Genomic DNA, 19,072 nt, shown 5'->3' on the forward strand with positions numbered 1-19,072 from the left:
AACATAACAGATTTATGCTGCATGTACAGTTTACAAACTTCAAAAGGAGCAGCGCATGAAAATAATTAAACGCAGTACCCTCATTTTGGCGATCAGCTTTCTATTCACCGCGTGCCAACCGCAAGCAACCAATAGCGTGGCACAAAAACAGCATTTTATTTGTAAGTCTTTAATTGAAGGTTTCTTAAAAACACAACAGTTGGGGCAATACCAATTACAACATATTCAGCCCACGTTGCATCAAACAGCAGCACAACGTTTGTATCGTTACCACATGACTTCAGACAATACTATGCGGATTAATATGCCATATCAGCAAGATATCAACTTTGAATGTAATCAAACTTCCGCACAACGTTTTGAATTAAAACTGCTCAACCATGAACAGCAAGAAATTCAAACCTTAGTGAATTTAGACTTACCGCCACAAAAGACTATCGATACTTTGACAGCTTTTGTGCTAAAAACTCAATAAATAAACGGACCCGCTTCGGCAAATGTTCTTGCTGGTAGTAGACTGCATGGATGCTCTGCTCATGCAACTCAATTTGATCTTCGAATAAAGCAATCAAGCGCTTTTGTTGAATATCCCGATGTACCAAAAATGCAGATAAGCACGTAATGCCTAAACCATCCAATGCCATTTGACGCACAGTTTCGCCATTGGATGCCTTTATTTTTGGATGAATAGTCAGTTGCTCTTCATCCACATAAATTGGCCAAGTATTTAAATGTGCTACTTTACTAAAACCAATTTGCGCATGATTCAAAAGATCTTTCGGACTTTGAGGATAACCATGACGCTCTAAATAGTCTGGACTTGCAACAATATATAAACGGCTTTTACAGAGTAATTTTGCATGTAAACTTGAATCATTCAGCTGTCCAAAACGAATTGCTACATCTGTTTTATGTTCTAGTAAATCAATAATTTGATCACTGCTATTCAATTCAATTTCAATATTCGGATAAAGCTGAGTAAATTCGTGTAGTAATGGCACAATTACATGCAAGACAAACGGTGTCGCTGAATCGACCCGAATCAAACCCGATGTCGCACTGTCTGACTTCAGTAAGGCATCTTCTGCCTCATTTAAATCATGCACAATTTTTCGCGCTTTTTCTAAAAATAGTTGCCCTTCTTGGGTTAATTTTATTTTACGCGTTGTCCGTTCCAGTAAGGTTACATTCAGCTTCGTTTCCAGTCGTTGCAAAGCACGACTAACCCCAGAAGTGGTTTGTTGTAACTGTCGTGCTGCAGCAACAATTGATCCACTATCAACGATATAAATAAAAGCTTGTAGTTCTTCTAATGTTGACTTCATGGTGATTAATAACTCAACTTTATTGACTTTTACTCAATAATATTTTGCAGAGTACAGGATATTTTAGCAACACTAAAAACAGCATAATGAAGCTAATTTCATCAATAGGTAATTTAAAAAATGGCAAATATCGTTCCAAAATTTGGTCTAGGTACATTCCGCTTATCGGGTCAAATCGTTATCGACTCAATTAAAAATGCTTTAGATGTGGGCTATAAAGCAATTGATACTGCACAAATTTATGGCAACGAAGCAGCCGTTGGCCAAGCCATTGCTGAAAGTAAAATCAACCGAAATGAACTTTTTATCACCACTAAAATCTGGACTGACAATTATCGTGCTGATCGTTTAATTCCGAGCCTTAAAGAAAGTTTACTAAAACTACAGACTGATGCTGTAAATTTAACCTTAATTCATTGGCCAGCACCTTCACTGGGAATATCTGTCGAAGAAATGATGCAAAACTTACTGGTAGCAAAACAACAAGGTTTAACCGAACATATTGGTATTTCAAACTTTAATATTGAACTTACTCAACAAGCCATTGATGCTATTGGTCTTGAAAATATTGCCACCAATCAACTTGAGCTTAGTCCTTATCTTCAAAACCAAAAACTGGTGAATTTTCTTCAATCGCAACAGATTGATGTCACATCCTATATGACATTAGCGTACGGTAAAGTTTTAAATGATCCCGTTTTAACGCAAATCGCACAGCAACATCAGGCATCTACAGCTCAAATTTCTTTAGCTTGGGCACTACAAAAAGGTTTTTCGGTTATTCCATCTTCAACTCAACGTGAGCATTTAATTTCAAATTTAAAGGCACAGGAAATTCAACTTTCAAATGATGAAATGGAATTAATTACAACCTTAGAACGGAATAGTCGTGAAGTTAATCCTGAAAATTTAGCGCCTCAATGGAACTAAGAAATACTTAAGATGAAAATTAATTTTATACTTTTTTGCCTTGGCGGTTGGTGCATTTAACTTAGGAAATGTACTCAGTGCTAGCGCAAGATAATACGGTTTTAAATATAGGCTAGGTTATGCAGCAGTGTCTTATATAGGTGTTATTGACTGAACTCACACTCATTCTTGTTGTTACTCAAATTAAATTTGCTAAATAACTCGAGCAACAACTCAGCTAGTAAAGTACGGCCAATTAACGCAGTGATAACTTACATATTGAAGGCTATTTTAAAATCTCAGGTAAAACTGGTAATTTATTGTTTTTGGCTAACTCTACTTTCATCTTCTGTAACATCTGATATGGCTGCTGCTCAACCAACATATTGGTTACACTTTGTGGAATAGAACCTTCTGGATCAGCAAAACCTGAGGTGGTCACTTTCACTTTGTTTTCTGCTAATTTTTGAAAAGTCCAGTCTCCTTCATAATTTTTTAACCGAATATAATCAGTATTTAAAGCCTTACCCTGATTCAATGCTTTATTCTTAATGGTCACTAGGCCATTATTATCTTTAGACATTTTTCCACGAACCACCATATCTCGATCTTTTAAAGGAAATGGAAAGTCTAAAACCATGTAAATAATAAATTCACCTTTCTTATCATCCCGAGACAACAATTCAGCTTTGGCAACATTTGGTGCCCATTTAGATGTATTCGCAATATCTAAAACCAATGCAATCGCGCGCTCCATCGGATAGTCTAAGGTCGTTTCTGCCTTATAAGACAAAACTGGATTATTCACATCCTGATAAGTCCAAACCTTGATATTATTTTTGTTCAAACTAAGCTTTGCATTACTGGGTAAAGCAGCTTGTGCTGTCAGGCTAAAAGAACTGGCAACACAAGCAATCAACATCATTTTTTTATTCATTTTATTTTTCAATTCATTTTCATTCTTTTATATTTTAACCCACACTGCTCTAAGCTTAAATATCATTTAAGCCTAAAACGTCTTTCATATCATATTTTTTGGCATCTTTGCCCACGACCCAAGCCGCAGCACGAACAGCCCCAGCAGCAAAATTCATACGATTCGTCGCTTTATGAGTGACTTCTACACGCTCTCCTTCGCCAATAAACATCACGGTATGTTCACCAACAATATCACCACCACGAATCGTTTCAAAACCAATGGTTTCACGTTCACGCGGACCCGTATGTCCTTCACGACCATACACAGCGACTTTTTTCAAATCACGACCTAGAGTATCGGCAATTGCTTCACCCATCATCAATGCTGTGCCCGATGGTGCATCTACTTTATGACGGTGATGTGCTTCAATAATCTCAATATCGACGGTATCTGCAAATACTTTTGCTGCGAGTTCGAGTAGTTTAATTGAAACATTAACGCCCACAGAATAATTCGCTGCATAAACGACAGGTGCATAGGTAGCACTTTCATCCAATACTGCTTTTTGCTGATCAGACATGCCTGTAGTTCCAATAACCATGGCAACACCCGCTTCACGACATAGTTTCAGATGCTGTTCAGTCGCTACTGGCGCAGTGAAATCAATGATCACATCACAGTCTTTTAATATGTCCTTTAAATGCCCAACAACTTTAACACCCACAGCACCAATACCTGCAAGCTCACCAGCATCTGTACCAATGAGCGAGCTTTCTGGGCGCTCAACTGCTGCTGCCAATTGATAACCTGCTTGGTGTACTGCTTGGATCAAAGTCCGACCCATACGACCACCGGCGCCCAATACACCAATGCGTGGAGTTGCTGACATAACATATTCCTAATGTTGATTCTAAATTGTCCTTACTATAGCAAAACTCTGTACCGAGACTAAGTTTCAAAGCTAAATATTTCATCGAAAATATGCAAATCGAGTATTCTTAACCTTTATATCAAAACTACACCAAATCAATCAGCTCCAACTCAAATATGATCTATTCCATCTTTAAATTTCAATCTACAGAAATAAACCCTTTGAACGACTCATTTTCATCTCACTGTAAACATTACTCCCCAGACTACGCATCACGAATGAGAAAAAGATGAATTATAAGGAGATCCAGATGCATTCGAAAAAAATCGCTTTAAGCTTAGTATTAGGCATGATGATTAGTACCAGTTGGGCTGAAACAGTTGCTACAGCAGATACAATCACGATTGTCGAAAATAAAAATACATCTCAAATTTTAAATAGTTCCACTGAAACTCAAGTCGAAATTAGGGTTGAAGATATTGATTCACCCAATTTAGAATAAGCTTTGATGCATAATTTCTAATACAAAAAAAAAGGGTATATTTACATATACCCTTTTTTTTGTTGATCTGATTAAAATTAATCAAATAAACCAAAGAATGATTTTTTCTTTGGAGACGATTTATTATCATCACCATCCATTGTTTCTTGCAATTCTTTTAACAATTCACGTTGACGTGCAGTTAAATTAACTGGTGTTTCAATCACAATACGGCAAAGCAAGTCACCCTGCATGCTGGTACGGACAGGTTTTACCCCTTTACCACGTAAACGGAACATTTTCCCAGTTTGAGTTCCCTCAGGAATTTTCAAACTTACGCGCCCTTCAAGCGTTGGAATTTCAATTTCTTTACCTAATGCAGCATCTGCAATGCTGACTGGTACGTCCATATATAAGTCTGCGCCATCACGTTGGAAAACTTCATGCTCACGGACTACAACTTCAACGTACAAATCACCAGACTGACCATCACGAATGGCTTCGCCTTTACCAGTCAAACGTACGCGGTCGCCATTATCTACGCCAGCAGGAATAGTTACTTCTAAAGTTTGTTGGCGATCTGAAACACCCGAACCATGACATTTAGTACATGGGTTCTTAATCATGGTACCTTGACCACGACAGCTGCTACAAGTTTGCTGCACAGAGAAGAAACCCTGTTGCATACGAACTTGACCCGCACCATGACAAGTTGGACAGGTTTGAACATCTTTAGGGTTTTTTGAACCTTTACCATCACAAGCATCACAAGGTGCTGGTGCAGTAAACGTAATTGTTTTTTTCACGCCCTTAACCGCTTCTTCAAGGGTCAGTTCCATCACATAACGGAGGTCTGAGCCACGACGAGCACGTTGCTGACTACGCCCACCACCGCCACCGAATGCGCCACCGAAAATATCACCAAATTGGCTAAAGATATCTTCTGCGCTAAATCCGCCACCGAAGCCACCACCACCGTGACCACCTTCAAACGCATTATGTCCCATACGGTCATACATACTACGCTTTTCGCCATCAGAAAGAATTTCATACGCTTCTGCAGCTTCTTTGAACTTATCTTCAGCTTCGGCGTTGTCAGGGTTACGGTCTGGATGATACTTCATCGCCATCTTACGGTAGGCTTTTTTAATTTCATCATCACTAGCGGTTTTAGCGACGCCTAAAACCTCATAATAATCACGTTTAGCCATGTTTGGCGATGCTCCACAGAATTTTAGATACTTTACTGCGAAGTAAGATGGGGACGGCTATTTCGTTTTACAAGCATCTATCAGAAAAATTTTAGAATACAGCTTTGTTCTTAAGATACTTACTAAAGCCTTTTAACCATGCATTGAGAAGATAGAGCCATGCAATTGCGCTAAAAACGACACCAATCACAGTGCAAGCTTTAACCCAAAGAAAGCTATCCCAATAAAAGAAAATCAGCGGAATAAACCATAATGCAGCAAAAACAGCCAGAAGCATAAATAAGATCACGCTACGCATCACCCATAATGCTTGGGCATGCATCCAGACTTCCGCATTATCTACTTGAACCACTTTTCGTGCCAGCCAATATGAAATGACTGCAGTTACAATGGTAAATAATGCAAGAAACATACAAACATAAGAGATCGTGATGTATCGACGATGCTGCTCTAAATTGTCTCGCCCCATAGGTGTTTATATACCTCTATCCATTGCATGTTCATTTAATTTTATGCAATGAAATTTCCTGTGTTATTTTCTATCAAAGATTAGATGCTACTATATTGAATTTTTCAATATTTCGCACCTAATATTCACAAAAAACTCGACCTAATTCGTTGGTTTCTGCACCTTAAACCAAGTTGCATATAATGCAGGTAAGAAAAATAAGGTCAAGAAGGTTGCCACAATTAATCCCCCCATAATGGCCACGGCCATTGGACCAAAGAAAATACTCCTTGAAAGTGGGATCATGGCTAATACAGCAGCAAGCGCAGTTAAAATAATCGGCCTGAAACGGCGAACCGTTGCATCCAAAATGGCATTCCACTGATCTTGTCCGGCACGGATATCTTGCTCAATCTGATCGATTAAAATCAGTGAATTTCGCATAATCATACCAGATAGTGCAATCGTCCCAAGCATCGCTACAAAACCGAAAGGCTTATTAAATAATAACAGGAATAATACCACCCCAATTAAACCCAAGGGTGCAGTTAAAAATACAATGAATGATCTCGAAATACTTTTCAACTGAATCATCAGTAAGGTAAACACCACCGCCAAGAACAATGGCATACCCGCATTCACAGAACTTTGTCCTCGTGCAGACTCTTCAACTGTGCCCCCCACTTCTAGTAAATAACCAGCAGGTAATTCTGCACGCAATTTTTCAATCGAGTTCGCCATTTCATTCACTACCGTTGCTGGTTGTAAATGCGTACGCATATCTGCACGAACAGTAATGGTCGGTAGACGGTTACGATGCCAAATCAAACCATCTTCAAATTTATATTGAATATGGGCAATTTGTGACAAGGGTACCGTTGTGCCTTTCGTCGTTGGTACCGCAAGACTTGATAATGCCGCGACATCTAAACGTTCAGCCTGTACACCTCGAATACGAATATCAATCAGCTCTCGCTTCTCACGATATTGATTAATCACCGCACCACTAATTGAGCTATTTAAAAAGTTGGCTAAATCTTGTGAAGTGACACCTAGTTGGCGTGCACGATCCTGATCAATATCTAGCGAGATCATTTTGCTGGGCTCACCCCAATCTAAATGTACATTGCTCACATTTGGATTCTGAGCAATAGTTTTAGAAAGCTGTTGTGCCAATTGACGTACCGTATTTAAATCCTCTCCTGAAACACGATATTGGATCGGATAACCCACAGGTGGACCATTTTCCAACAATGAAACACGAGTACGTACATCTGGCAGTAATTTACGAATTTGTTCATCTAATGATTTACGAATTTCATCACGATCATCTAAGGATGATGCTAAAACGACAAACTGGGCAAAACTGGCCTGTGGCATTTGTTGATCAAGTGGCAAGTAGAACCGCGGTGAACCCGTCCCAACATAAGCCACATAGTTATCAATACCTTTTTGCTGCGCTAAAAATTTCTCTACTTTTTCTACCGCATGTTCAGTGGCAGTCAGTGAAGCACCTTCCTCAAGCTTTAAGTCCACCAAAATTTCGGTACGATTCGATGGCGGGAAAAACTGTTGTGGTACGAACTTAAACATCACCAGAGAAAGGACAAAGATCCCCACGGTAATCGCAATGACTGTTTTACGATAGCCAATACACCAATTCACAACTTTTCTAAAACTTTGATAAAACTTTGATTGATAAGGGTCATAATGTTCACCGACATGATGCACTATCGGTGTAGGTTCTGGTTGATTTCTTAATCTTGCCCATAACACCTGATACCATGGCGCTTTTTGCGCAACTTTAGTAAAATCAGGTAATAATTTATCGCCCAGATACGGCACAAACAATACGGCGGCAATCCAAGATACAATTAATGCCAGCGTCACCACTTGGAAAATTGAACGGGTGTATTCACCTGTACTGGATGCAGCGGTTGCGATTGGTAAAAAACCTGCTGCAGTAATTAATGTTCCTGTCAGCATTGGGAAAGCGGTACTGGTCCAAGCAAAGCCTGCGGCCTTAACTCGGCTATAGCCCTGCTCCATTTTAATCGCCATCATTTCAACTGCAATAATGGCGTCATCGACTAATAAGCCGAGTGCTAAAATTAGTGCTCCCAGTGAAATTTTATGCAGCCCGACATCAAATAAATTCATGCCTGCAAAAGTCATTGCCAATACCAGTGGTATCGAAAGAGCCACCACTAATCCTGTTCTAAAGCCCAGTGAAAAGAAACTGACCAATAGAACAATAATCACGGCCTCCGCTAAAACCTTCACAAACTCATGAATACTGCGTTGTACAGCGACAGGTTGATCTGAAACTTTCTTTAATTCCATCCCCAAAGGTAATGTCTTTTGTAGCTGTTTAAATTCTGCTTCAAGGTTTTTGCCTAAGGCAATGATATCTCCGCCTTTACGCATAGAAACCGCGACCCCAATTCCATTTTCGCCCATAAAGCGCATGCGGGGTTGAGCCGGATCACTAAAACCTCGATATACCTCAGCCACATCGCCCAATTGAATGGTTTTATCTCCAACCAAGAGCGGCATTTTTTTCAAATCGTCAATATTTTGTAAAGGCCCACTCACACGCACTTGGATACGATCTGTGCCAGTTTCAAAAAAACCTGCACCAGTCACACTATTTTGTTTGGCTAACGCCTCTTGAATGGCCGTGACCGGAATCCCCAATTGCACAGCTTTAGTATTAGAGATTTCAATCCAAATTTTTTGATCTTGTAAGCCAACTAAATCAACTTTGCTGACATCTTTCACTCGTTGTAATTGCAGTTGTATCCGATCTGCATATTCTTTTAAGGTGGCATAGTTAAAATCTTTACCTGTTAGCACATAAATATTGCCAAAGGTATCACCAAATTCATCATTAAAAAAAGGCCCCTGTACCCCACTCGGCAATTGATGCTGAATATCACCTACTTTCTTACGGGCTTGATACCAAACATCAGGGATTTGACTTGATTTTAAAGTATCTTTGGCAATAAACATCACCATCGACTCACCCGGACGCGAATATGCCGTAATGCGGTCATATAAGCCGGTACTCATTAATTCTTTTTCAATTTTATCGGTAACTTGTAAAGAAACTTCTTGAGCTGTTGCGCCTGGCCAATATGTCTGTACCACCATGACCTTAAAGGTAAATGGCGGGTCTTCGCTCTGAGATAATTTGGAAAATGAAAAAAAGCCAACAATACTCAGCAGAATCATCAAATATAAGACGAGACCTTTATTATTCAGTGCCCATTCAGACAAGTTAAATTTCATGCCTGAGCTCATGAACTTACTCCTGTCAGTGGTGTCTCTGCTGCATGAGTAACATTTTGGATGGTCACAGCACGATTTTCACGATCTACAGGGTGAATCTTTTGTTTTTCTTGTAGTAAATGTACACCACCGACCACGACCCATGCGTTCGCATTTAGACCACTCAAAATGGGCACACTATCGCGCCCATATGCACCTAAAGTCACAGGTACTTTATGCAGAGTTTGATTAGGATTAACGACCCAGACATAAGCTTGATGATCAGTTGCTGAAACACTTGAGAGTGGGACACTCAGTACATTCTGAGTATTATTACTCAAAAATACACGTGCACTTTGGCCGAGTTGAATATTCGATTGCCCTTGTTTTAAAGCAACTTTGACACTAAAAGTCCGTGATTGATCGGCTGCTGGTGAAATCTCACGGATATATGCCGTAAATTTATCTTCAGGCTTCGACCATAGTGTCACCCATGCAGTTTGCCCCACTCGAATGTCAGAAATCGCTTGTTCAGGCACCCCAATCACTACCTCACGTTCACCATCAATCGCCAATTGAAAAGCAGCTTGCCCCGCGGCAATCACTTGCCCAATTTCAATATTACGAGCCGTAATAACCCCACTTTTGTTGGCAACAAGTTGGTTATAACCTGTTTGATTTGCCGATACAGCGTAATTCGATTGTGCTTGTTTAAGGGTTGCTTGAGCTGCATCGTACTGGTTTTTGACAACATCATATTGTGAACGACTCACCGCATTCATCGGTAAAAGTTGTTGAAAGCGTTTAAATTCATCAGCTGTAATTTTGACCGCAGATTGCGCACTTTCAAGTTGTGCTTTGGCCGAATTTAATTGCAGTTGAGCATCTTTAACATCTAATTTTGCTAAAACTTGTCCAATTTTAACGCGATCTCCTACATCGACATATCGCTCAATGATTTGCCCACCCACCCGAAATGCCAGCGCTGTTTGTTGTCGAGCTTGTACATCTCCAGCATAACTTTGTTGCTCATGCTGAGTTGTACTTGGTTGAGTCACCATCACTAAGGGGATTTGTTCGACTTCAGGTATTGATTTACTACAACCCCACAATGTAATGCTGCAAATCACCATCAGGTAAATTACGGTGGATTTAAAAATACTCATACGCAATGCTCTTATTCAAATGCTTTTTTTCAGGCAAAATATAGTCAGGGATACTAATTTGATGTAATTTTAATTAATATACCGCATGGTACATTAATTGTGAATTGTATTAAAAGTAAATGACCTTTTTTCTTTTTTTTGGAATATAGAGTGCAAACAACAGCAGGGCGTCCGAAGGACTTAGAAAAACGAAAACAAATTTTACAAGCTTCAAAGGCTTTGTTTTTAAAAAATGGCTATCACGGTTCCAGTATGAATCAAATAGCCAAAGAAGCAGGCGTGACCAAATTAACGGTATATAACCATTTCAAAGATAAAGAAAATTTATTTACTTGTGCAATTGAGGAAACCTGTGAAGAATCAATCAGTGCACGTCCTTTGACCTTAGAAGCAGATTGTAATTTTCAGCAAGCATTTTTCCATGCCTGTGAATTAGCCTTAAACGTCATTTACTTGCCAGAAGCACTCAAACTTGAACATTTATTATTAGAACTTGCAGCAGAACAAAATCCGTTAGCACTACAATTTTATAATGCCTCACATCAACGAATGTGTTTGGTATGGCAAGATTTTTTTCAACAAGCAATACAGCTTGGATTTATTCGAGTTGCAGAAATTGAAAAACAAACTGATTTAATTTTATCGCTATTACTCGGACTTAGACATCATGAGGTTTTACTGGGAATTAGACAGCCACCAACAGCTTTCGAAAAACAGTACATCATTTTAGATAGTATGGAACTATTCCTTCTTAAATATAATGCCATTGCATCCTATTAAAATTCTAAATAACACCCTTAAATCGATTCAGGCATACTCAATCAGCGAATAGCGAATTAAGCAAAACTTTACATACTTTTGTATGCCCCTGCTTGGAATGCCATTATTTCGCGCTATAGTCGAAATAATAAGAATCGGAGAGTGAAAAATGATTCAACAAATTGATGCTCCACTGCGTGAAGATGTACGCTTACTTGGAAATATTTTAGGAGAAACCCTAAAAGAACATGCAGGCCAAGATTTGTTTAATCAGATTGAGCAAATTCGTGCTTTAGCAAAAGGAGCGCGAGATGGTCAAATTGAAGCAGAAAAACAACTTGAACAACTCTTTCTAAATTTGAAAGATGATGAAATTCTGCCCCTGACTCGTGCTTTTTCGCACTTTCTAAACTTCGCCAATATCGCTGAGCAATACCATGTGGTACGCAGTCGTCGTCAAAGTGAATTTGACGAAAATGCACCCTCTCCAAATGTCCTTGATCACTTATTCAAAAAATTTAAAGAAAAACAAATTTCAGCGGATACTTTGTATCAACAAATTTGTGAACTCAAAATTGAATTGGTCCTCACGGCACATCCGACAGAAGTCAGCCGTCGCACGCTCATTCAAAAATATGATGGTATTAATGATTGCCTATCTCAGTTTGATCAACAAAAACTAACCCCGAAACAACGTGCTAAAGTCTTAGCCGATTTAAAACAATTGGTCTGTTCTGCATGGCAAACCGATGAAATCCGTCAACATCGTCCTACGCCAATCGATGAAGCCAAATGGGGCTTTACGACGATTGAACAAACCTTATGGAATGCTGTACCCAAATTCATTCGTGAGCTGAATGAATTGGTCGAAAGTCAGTGTGAAAAAAGTTTGCCTTTAGACATCGCTCCAATTCGTTTTGCCTCATGGATGGGGGGTGACCGTGATGGCAACCCCAATGTAACGCATAATGTTACCCAAGAAGTATTGTGGCTCTCTCGTTGGAAAGCAGCTGACTTATATTTGCGTGATATTGAAGATTTACGTTGGGAACTTTCAATTCAAACCTGTAGCAATGAATTAACCCAAGCCCTTGGTATACAACATCCAGAACCATATCGTGAATATCTACGTGCTACACGGGAATGCTTAAAAACAACACGCCAGTGGTTGGCAGATAAATTACAAGGTCAACATTCTGAGGTTGATCGAAGCCAAATTATTCACCATAAAGATGAATTACTACAGCCACTCTTGCTCTGCTATCGTTCCCTCATGACCTGCAATTTACCTGAAATTGCCAACGGCAAATTACTGGATTTTATCAATCGAGTAAATTGTTTTGGAATAGAGCTGTTAAAACTCGATATTCGACAAGAGTCAGGACGTCATCGCCAAGCCATTTCTGCAATTACCGAATATTTAGGTCTAGGCAACTTTGAAACATGGACGGAACAAGCACGTCAAAACTTCTTATTACAAGAATTACAAAGCAAACGCCCACTATTACCCAAGCATTTAAGTGAGCCTCTAGGTAGCCTGATTGAGCATCCAGATGTACAAGAAGTCTTTGCCACCATGCGAACTTTAGCAGAACAGCCGAAAGAAAGTTTAGGGGCCTATATTATTTCTATGGCGGAATATCCGAGTGATGTTTTAGCGGTACTGCTATTGCAGAAAGAAGCTGGAATTGAGCATCCTTTACGCGTAGTCCCATTGTTTGAAACCCTGAAAGATTTAGACGGTGCTTCACAAACCATGAGTACTTTGTTCAATATGCATTGGTACAAACAGCATATTCAAGGGCAGCATGAAGTGATGATTGGCTACTCAGACTCTGCCAAAGATGCCGGTTTTATGTCAGCCAATTGGGCACAATATCGTGCTCAAGAGCAGTTGACTGCAATTGCTAAGCAACATGAGGTTAAATTAACATTATTCCACGGACGTGGAGGGTCAATTAGTCGTGGTGGCGCACCTACGCAACAGGCATTATTTTCACAACCACCAGGTTCAATTTCAGGGGCAATTCGTGTCACTGAACAAGGTGAAATGATTCGCTTTAAATTTGGTCTAGAAGAAATTGCACTACAAAATTTAGAAATTTATACAGCTGCAACGTTAGAAGCAACCTTACTCCCACCGCCTGAACCACACCAAGAATGGCGCGATCTGATGGATACAATGACCGATTTATCGGTACAGGTATATCGTCAAACCGTTCGTGAAAATCCACATTTTGTGAAATACCTACGCACAGTCACCCCTGAGCTTGAATTACAAATGTTGCCTTTGGGTTCACGTCCTGCAAAACGTAAAGTCAGTGGTGGCATTGAATCATTACGCGCTATTCCATGGGTCTTTGCATGGACTCAAATTCGTTTGATGCTACCAGCATGGTTGGGTACTGGTGCCGCGATTAACCAAGTGATTGATCAAGGTCAAAAACCTATATTAGATGAAATGCTACAGCAGTGGCCCTATTTCCAGACGCTAATTGATATGTTGGAAATGGTGTTATCTAAGGCTGATCAGCATGTGGCTTTATATTATGAGTCACATTTAACCGATGATTCTGATTTAAAGGTACTTGGTGCTGCATTACGTCAACGTTTGCATGATGCTGTACAGACGTTATTGGCAATGAAAGGTGAATCAAAATTGCTTAGCAGCAATGATGTGCTGGATCAATCGATGAAAGTACGTAAACCATATTTATTACCGCTACACTTGCTGCAAGCAGAACTCATGAAACGGCGTCGAGGTTATTTAGCTGAATGTCCAGCGGAACATACACCTGTAGATCACGCCTTAATGGTCAGTATTGCAGGGATTGCAGCTGGGTTACGAAATACAGGCTAAGATTAATATCATATCAAAAAGGGCCCAGATTATCTGTGCCCTTTTTTTATACTCAATAAGCAAACACAAATCTCAACATCTAAAACAATATATTGATAAAGCAGATGAAAATGCTTGAAAAAAAATCACTTATGCTTATATTATAACCAATGGACTATACCCCTAGGTGAGCGTTGAGCATGCGTATTCATAAGTTAATGTTCACTTGGTTATTGTCTCGATTTAATCGCATGAACCAAGGCTATGCTCATTTACTTGAATTAAATAATATTCAAAAATCCCGTGCCGTTAGTCTAATTCTAATTTTTTTTCATACTTTTTTTTGTCTATTGCTGATCACTAATTATCATTATGAAATATTAAATACCGTAATTTTACCGCTGATTTTACTCTGCCTTTACATCTATATCAGTATTTCAATTATTCTCTTCATACTTAGTTATTATCTGAAGTCTACCCCCAAAAATGAATACTACTTTCCTATACTCTGTATCGGTTTTTATAGTAGTTCACTCATGAGTATTGGGTACTTTACTGGCATCATGAGTATCGTGACGGGTGTTTTTACCATAGGTTCTATTTTTTCAGGTTTATTACTCTTTGATCGAAAAATTGTCATTTGGGGCACACTGCCTTGCTTATTAATTTTATATATCAGTAGTATTCTAAATATTCTAAATATCATTCCATACGCACCCATCTACAGACCCTATACCCTCGTCTCTCAAAGTATGCAGACCTATATGATTGTGCTCAATTTAGGGATCAGTACGTTTGTCGGAACCATTTTATTAGGCTTATTTAATGCTTGTTTAGACCGTTGGACCGCTCGAGAGCAAGATCAACGTACTTTAATGATCCTTGATCCTCTAACTCAAATTTTAAATCGTCGTGGATTTAGCGAAAAGTTTGAAAAAATTAAAAATAATTCAGCACCACATCAATTACCGCTTTGTATTGCCTTACTAGATATTGATTGCTTTAAAAAAATTAATGATCAGTATGGTCATGATTGTGGAGATGAAGTTCTCAAAACCATTGCTCAAATTCTGCTTTTAACTTTACGGCAACAAGATTTTATTGGTCGTTTTGGGGGGGAGGAATTCGTTATTATTCTTTCTAATACTAAAATTATAACCGCAAAAAAAATTCTTGAACGTTGTAGAAAGGCGATTGAAAACTATGCACTTATCTACAAAGGTACAACTATAAGGTTTACTGCAAGTTTTGGGCTATGCTCATCTGTGCAACAAGGTTATCAGCAACGTGACCTGCTCTTAGCTGCTGATCAGATGTTATATCAGGCTAAAAGTTTTGGCAGAAATTGTATTCAAGTTGCCCATCAAAAAATTAATTATCAAACTGATTCATCTTTTAGCTAAAATATTTCAAACTAATCGAGATCAATAAATTTTTAAGCGATTAAATTCATTTTTTACTGAGTTTAAAGGTTAAATTCTTTTCCCTTACATAGTTTTACATTTTACCAATTGGTAAATAACAGTATAAAATTCAACAATACCAAATTCTTAGTTTAACTAAAAACGTTAAAACTCAACTCAAGAAAGAGTATGATGTGCTCAATTTGTTTTTTGAGCGCTCATTTTATGTCCAACTGGTTTCCCAAATGGCGTCCATATGACGGAAATATTAATGCCCGACCAGTAGGTACCAATGAATATCTTCCCCCTGCACAAAGTGCAGTTTTAGGGATTCAACACGCCTTTGCGATGTTTGGTGCCACGGTACTTGCTCCATTTTTAATGGGTTTTGATCCAAATCTTGCGATTTTAATGTCAGGGATTTGTACGATCTTGTTTTTCTTTATTACTGGTGGCCGTGTTCCGAGCTATTTAGGTTCAAGTTTTGCCTTTATTGGTGTGGTGATTGCTGCTACAGGATATACCGCATCAGGTACAGGTGCACCGAATGCCAATTTAGCTCTAGCTGCTGGCGGTATTATGGCTTGTGGTATTTTATATGCCATTTTTGGTTTTATTGTCATGGCGACTGGCACCCGATGGATTGAAAAACTGATGCCACCCGTAGTCACAGGTGCCGTAGTCATGATCATTGGTTTAAATCTTGCGCCAGTAACGGTTAAAGGTGTAACCGGCAATAATTTTAATATGTGGATGGCTTTAGTCACTGTCTTATGTATGGGATCTATTGCGGTATTTACCAAAGGCTTATTACAACGCCTGTTGCTATTGGTCGGTTTACTTTCTGCATATTTCATCTATTACATCGTTTCTAATGTAATGGGAAATGGCACACCGATTAATTTCACCCCAATTCAAGAAGCGGCATGGTTTGGTATGCCAAGCTTTCATTCTCCGCAATTCGATTTGAACGCAATGCTCATTATTGCGCCTATTGCATTAATTTTAGTGGCTGAAAACTTAGGTCATATTAAAGCAGTCAGTGCCATGACTGGGGAGAATCTTGACCCACAAATTGGTAAAGCTTTTGTAGCAGATGGTATTGCCACTACTTTATCTGGTGGAGTAGGTGCTCCAGGTATGACCACCTATGGTGAAAATATTGGTGTAATGGCAGTTACGCGAGTTTACTCCACCATCGTCTTTGTCATAGCTGGTGTGTTTGCTATTTTCTTAGGTCTTTCACCTAAATTTGGTGCAATCATTCATACTATTCCAACGGCGATTTTAACTGGTGCATCTATTGTGGTTTTTGGTTTAATTACCATAGCTGGTGCTAAAATTTGGATTGAAAACAAGGTTGATTTTTCACAAAATAAAAATTTGATGGTTGCTGCCGTAACCATTATTTTAGGTACAGGTGATTTCGCCCTTCAATTTGGTAATTTCAATTTGGGTGGCATTGGTACTGCTACTTTTGCAGCTCTTATTCTTAATTGGTTCTTTAGCTTAAATGACAAAAAAGCATAATTATTGAAACATTTAGAACAGCCGAAAGGCTGTTTTTTTATACCTTATTTTTTTAAATTGAATTTTTGAGTAAAATAAAGACTCTTTTCAGTTGAGTATGACCATTGATGCGCCTCGACTTTTTTGACTTACAACTTTTTCTGAATATTGTAGATACAGGCAGCCTCACTCAAGGAGCCAAACGTTCATCTATTTCCTTACAAGCTGCCAGTGAACGTATTAAAAAACTGGAACAACAATTCTCCACCAACCTTTTTACACGGCATGCCACGGGAGTAAGACTCACGGTAGCAGGCCAAGTATTTACAGAACAAGCTCAATTATTGATGCAGCAGACTAAGCAATTGCAACAAATCATGCTTCCTTTTTCGACAGGTTTAACATCTGAAATGACACTGTGGTGTAATTCATCTGCCCAAAGTGAATACTTACCAATACTCCTGCCCCAGTATTTAATTGAAAATCCACATATACAAATTGATTTAAAAGAGGCGGAAAGTAGCGATATTATTCAAGCTTTAGAAAAAGGTAGCGCAAAACTAGGCCTAATTTCAAGTTTTTTTCCGACACATCAATTACAAACTTTGGAATTTTCAGAGGATCCTTTAGTTTTAATTTGCCCTATCGCCCATGAACTTAATCATCAAACTAAAATCAAACTTATTGAGAGCTTAAACTATCCATTTGTGGGCCTCATGCCATACCATTCGCTACAACAATCAATTGAAACTCAAGCACAAACTTTAGGTTGTATCATTCAATATCGGCTACGTTTACCTAATTTTGCAGCTATTGCACAAGTGGTCGCGAATGGTGTTGGTATTGCCATTATGCCTAAACGTGCAGCCAAACACTTAAATGAAATTTATGCATTTCATCAAATTGAATTGGTTGGAAATTGGGCAAATCGTAAACTTTTATTGGCTGCACAAAATTTCGATGCCTTGCCTATTGCTTATCAACACTTTGCACATTTTTTGATTTCTCAAAAGTCGATGCTATCACGTTCAAGTTAAGCCTACTTTTTAATCTAAAAAAACAAACTAGATCACACCAAATTGGTGCAAAACCATATAAACACCAAAAACAACCAATCCGAGAAAGAACATTTTACGAAATTTTTGCTCAGGAATACGATAGCGAATTTTTGTTCCAATCCACATTCCAAGCAAAGCTGGTATAAGTGCCATCAGCGACATTTTGTAATCAATAGGTATATTTGCAACTGGATTCTGATGTAAGAATACTGCCAAACAAATGGTAGAAACCGTAAAGGCTAAACCTAAAGACTGAACCAGATCATCGCGCTTTAAGTGCAATGATTGCAAATAGGGTACAACAGGAATCACAACTACACCTGTTGCAACCGTTAATGCTCCCCCTAAATAACCCACAATTGGCGACAACCATTTTTGATGTGGAGCAAGATTAGGCATACTCGTAGCAAACAAACCATATACTCCATACAGCGCTAACATACTTCCTAGCAAAGCTTCACTCTGAAAACGATGATTACTCTGGCTTAACGTGGGAAAAACACTCCAGATCGAACCAATAACAATCCCCATCAATAAAGGCCAAAAACGGCGGATCAGTTGTAATACGCGGCCCTCGGCAAAAAGTTGCCAAAAATTGGTCACCATTGAGGGCACAATCAACAGTGTGGCTGCCTGAAATGGACTAATCACCAAAGTCAATAATCCCATAGCAACCGCAGGCAAACCAAGCCCAAGGGTTCCTTTAATCATACCTGCTAGCGTAAATACACCAATTACAAACCACAACATGAACACTACCCTTAGTACTTTAACTCAATGTTATAGAAAGATCTGGCATCAAAAAATCATTGTTTCTGGAAGGCGGGCTCAATCAAATATTGAGGCTATCTTCCTCGTGCTCATCGTCTAAAGAACTAAAAATTTACACTCTTTTTACGTTACT

At 38.9% G+C, this 19,072-nt stretch carries 16 protein-coding genes; 8 read left to right on the plus strand and 8 right to left on the minus strand.

Annotation, left to right across the window (positions count from 1 at the left end; genetic code table 11):
* Positions 1 to 55 precede the first annotated feature (55 nt).
* Complete coding sequence (locus tag B9T27_RS02410; RefSeq protein WP_086205254.1) at positions 56 to 475, plus strand: hypothetical protein; 420 nt, start codon at positions 56 to 58, stop codon at positions 473 to 475.
* Here B9T27_RS02410 and B9T27_RS02415 read toward each other — a convergent pair.
* Positions 435 to 1,325 (minus strand): LysR family transcriptional regulator, encoded by an 891-nt coding sequence (locus B9T27_RS02415; protein WP_086205255.1) that lies wholly within the window; start codon positions 1,323 to 1,325, stop codon positions 435 to 437. The two genes, B9T27_RS02410 and B9T27_RS02415, sit on opposite strands and share 41 nt — an antisense overlap.
* Positions 1,326 to 1,445: 120 nt before the next feature.
* Between B9T27_RS02415 and dkgB the strand changes: the two genes are divergently transcribed.
* Positions 1,446 to 2,255, plus strand: coding sequence for a 2,5-didehydrogluconate reductase DkgB (dkgB, locus tag B9T27_RS02420; RefSeq protein ID WP_086205256.1), 810 nt, complete (start codon positions 1,446 to 1,448; stop codon positions 2,253 to 2,255).
* A gap of 265 nt (positions 2,256 to 2,520) precedes the next feature.
* Here dkgB and B9T27_RS02425 read toward each other — a convergent pair whose 3' ends face one another.
* Together B9T27_RS02425 and dapB are read right to left on the minus strand one after the other, a co-directional pair.
* Entirely contained in the window at positions 2,521 to 3,171 is a 651-nt protein-coding gene (locus tag B9T27_RS02425) for an START domain-containing protein (RefSeq protein WP_086205257.1), read from the minus strand.
* 55 nt (positions 3,172 to 3,226) lie between these two features.
* Positions 3,227 to 4,042 (minus strand): 4-hydroxy-tetrahydrodipicolinate reductase, encoded by an 816-nt coding sequence (gene dapB, locus B9T27_RS02430; protein ID WP_086205258.1) that lies wholly within the window; start codon positions 4,040 to 4,042, stop codon positions 3,227 to 3,229.
* A 292-nt stretch (positions 4,043 to 4,334) separates the two neighbouring features.
* On the opposite strand from dapB, the gene B9T27_RS02435 reads away from it, so the two are divergent.
* Complete coding sequence (locus B9T27_RS02435; RefSeq protein ID WP_086205259.1) at positions 4,335 to 4,526, plus strand: hypothetical protein; 192 nt, start codon at positions 4,335 to 4,337, stop codon at positions 4,524 to 4,526.
* A 77-nt stretch (positions 4,527 to 4,603) separates the two neighbouring features.
* On the opposite strand, the gene dnaJ is transcribed toward B9T27_RS02435, so the two are convergent.
* The 4 genes from dnaJ to B9T27_RS02455 form a co-directional block, all read right to left on the minus strand.
* Entirely contained in the window at positions 4,604 to 5,716 is a 1,113-nt protein-coding gene (gene dnaJ / locus B9T27_RS02440) for a molecular chaperone DnaJ (protein WP_086205260.1), read from the minus strand.
* A gap of 91 nt (positions 5,717 to 5,807) precedes the next feature.
* The gene (locus B9T27_RS02445; protein ID WP_086205261.1) at positions 5,808 to 6,185 is read right to left on the minus strand and encodes a hypothetical protein; all 378 of its coding nucleotides are present in this window, start codon (positions 6,183 to 6,185) and stop codon (positions 5,808 to 5,810) included.
* Positions 6,186 to 6,326: 141 nt separating this feature from the next.
* Complete coding sequence (locus tag B9T27_RS02450; RefSeq protein ID WP_086205414.1) at positions 6,327 to 9,455, minus strand: efflux RND transporter permease subunit; 3,129 nt, start codon at positions 9,453 to 9,455, stop codon at positions 6,327 to 6,329.
* An 8-nt stretch (positions 9,456 to 9,463) separates the two neighbouring features.
* Positions 9,464 to 10,600 carry an efflux RND transporter periplasmic adaptor subunit gene (locus B9T27_RS02455; RefSeq protein WP_086205262.1) on the minus strand — a complete coding sequence of 379 codons (1,137 nt, stop codon included), beginning with the start codon at positions 10,598 to 10,600 and terminating at the stop codon, positions 9,464 to 9,466.
* Between the two features lie 150 nt (positions 10,601 to 10,750).
* Between B9T27_RS02455 and B9T27_RS02460 the strand changes: the two genes are divergently transcribed.
* From B9T27_RS02460 to B9T27_RS02480, 5 genes are all read left to right on the plus strand, one after another.
* Positions 10,751 to 11,380: a TetR/AcrR family transcriptional regulator gene (locus tag B9T27_RS02460; protein ID WP_086205263.1), complete on the plus strand. Its 630-nt coding sequence runs from the start codon at positions 10,751 to 10,753 to the stop codon at positions 11,378 to 11,380.
* A 148-nt stretch (positions 11,381 to 11,528) separates the two neighbouring features.
* Positions 11,529 to 14,219 carry a phosphoenolpyruvate carboxylase gene (ppc, locus tag B9T27_RS02465; RefSeq protein WP_086205264.1) on the plus strand — a complete coding sequence of 897 codons (2,691 nt, stop codon included), beginning with the start codon at positions 11,529 to 11,531 and terminating at the stop codon, positions 14,217 to 14,219.
* A gap of 515 nt (positions 14,220 to 14,734) precedes the next feature.
* Positions 14,735 to 15,601, plus strand: a complete 867-nt coding sequence (locus B9T27_RS02470; RefSeq protein WP_171263297.1) for a GGDEF domain-containing protein — start codon at positions 14,735 to 14,737, stop codon at positions 15,599 to 15,601.
* A 225-nt stretch (positions 15,602 to 15,826) separates the two neighbouring features.
* Complete coding sequence (locus B9T27_RS02475; protein ID WP_086205266.1) at positions 15,827 to 17,131, plus strand: solute carrier family 23 protein; 1,305 nt, start codon at positions 15,827 to 15,829, stop codon at positions 17,129 to 17,131.
* Between the two features lie 107 nt (positions 17,132 to 17,238).
* Positions 17,239 to 18,147: a LysR family transcriptional regulator gene (locus B9T27_RS02480; protein ID WP_086205267.1), complete on the plus strand. Its 909-nt coding sequence runs from the start codon at positions 17,239 to 17,241 to the stop codon at positions 18,145 to 18,147.
* Positions 18,148 to 18,174: 27 nt separating this feature from the next.
* On the opposite strand, the gene B9T27_RS02485 is transcribed toward B9T27_RS02480, so the two are convergent.
* Entirely contained in the window at positions 18,175 to 18,918 is a 744-nt protein-coding gene (locus B9T27_RS02485; RefSeq protein WP_086205268.1) for a sulfite exporter TauE/SafE family protein, read from the minus strand.
* Positions 18,919 to 19,072 lie beyond the last annotated feature (154 nt).

Source organism: Acinetobacter sp. ANC 4648, from assembly GCF_002135345.1.
Classification (GTDB): domain Bacteria; phylum Pseudomonadota; class Gammaproteobacteria; order Pseudomonadales; family Moraxellaceae; genus Acinetobacter.

Bases quoted from the DNA above. Each gene is read 5' to 3' on its own strand.
- B9T27_RS02410 (WP_086205254.1), top strand. From the start codon at position 56: ATGAAAATAATTAAACGCAGTACCCTCATTTTGGCGATCAGCTTTCTA.
- B9T27_RS02415 (WP_086205255.1), bottom strand. From the start codon at position 1,325: ATGAAGTCAACATTAGAAGAACTACAAGCTTTTATTTATATCGTTGAT.
- dkgB (WP_086205256.1), top strand. From the start codon at position 1,446: ATGGCAAATATCGTTCCAAAATTTGGTCTAGGTACATTCCGCTTATCG.
- B9T27_RS02425 (WP_086205257.1), bottom strand. From the start codon at position 3,171: ATGAATAAAAAAATGATGTTGATTGCTTGTGTTGCCAGTTCTTTTAGC.
- dapB (WP_086205258.1), bottom strand. From the start codon at position 4,042: ATGTCAGCAACTCCACGCATTGGTGTATTGGGCGCCGGTGGTCGTATG.
- B9T27_RS02435 (WP_086205259.1), top strand. From the start codon at position 4,335: ATGCATTCGAAAAAAATCGCTTTAAGCTTAGTATTAGGCATGATGATT.
- dnaJ (WP_086205260.1), bottom strand. From the start codon at position 5,716: ATGGCTAAACGTGATTATTATGAGGTTTTAGGCGTCGCTAAAACCGCT.
- B9T27_RS02445 (WP_086205261.1), bottom strand. From the start codon at position 6,185: ATGGGGCGAGACAATTTAGAGCAGCATCGTCGATACATCACGATCTCT.
- B9T27_RS02450 (WP_086205414.1), bottom strand. From the start codon at position 9,455: ATGAAATTTAACTTGTCTGAATGGGCACTGAATAATAAAGGTCTCGTC.
- B9T27_RS02455 (WP_086205262.1), bottom strand. From the start codon at position 10,600: ATGAGTATTTTTAAATCCACCGTAATTTACCTGATGGTGATTTGCAGC.
- ppc (WP_086205264.1), top strand. From the start codon at position 11,529: ATGATTCAACAAATTGATGCTCCACTGCGTGAAGATGTACGCTTACTT.
- B9T27_RS02470 (WP_171263297.1), top strand. From the start codon at position 14,735: ATGAGTATTGGGTACTTTACTGGCATCATGAGTATCGTGACGGGTGTT.
- B9T27_RS02475 (WP_086205266.1), top strand. From the start codon at position 15,827: ATGTCCAACTGGTTTCCCAAATGGCGTCCATATGACGGAAATATTAAT.
- B9T27_RS02480 (WP_086205267.1), top strand. From the start codon at position 17,239: ATGCGCCTCGACTTTTTTGACTTACAACTTTTTCTGAATATTGTAGAT.
- B9T27_RS02485 (WP_086205268.1), bottom strand. From the start codon at position 18,918: ATGTTGTGGTTTGTAATTGGTGTATTTACGCTAGCAGGTATGATTAAA.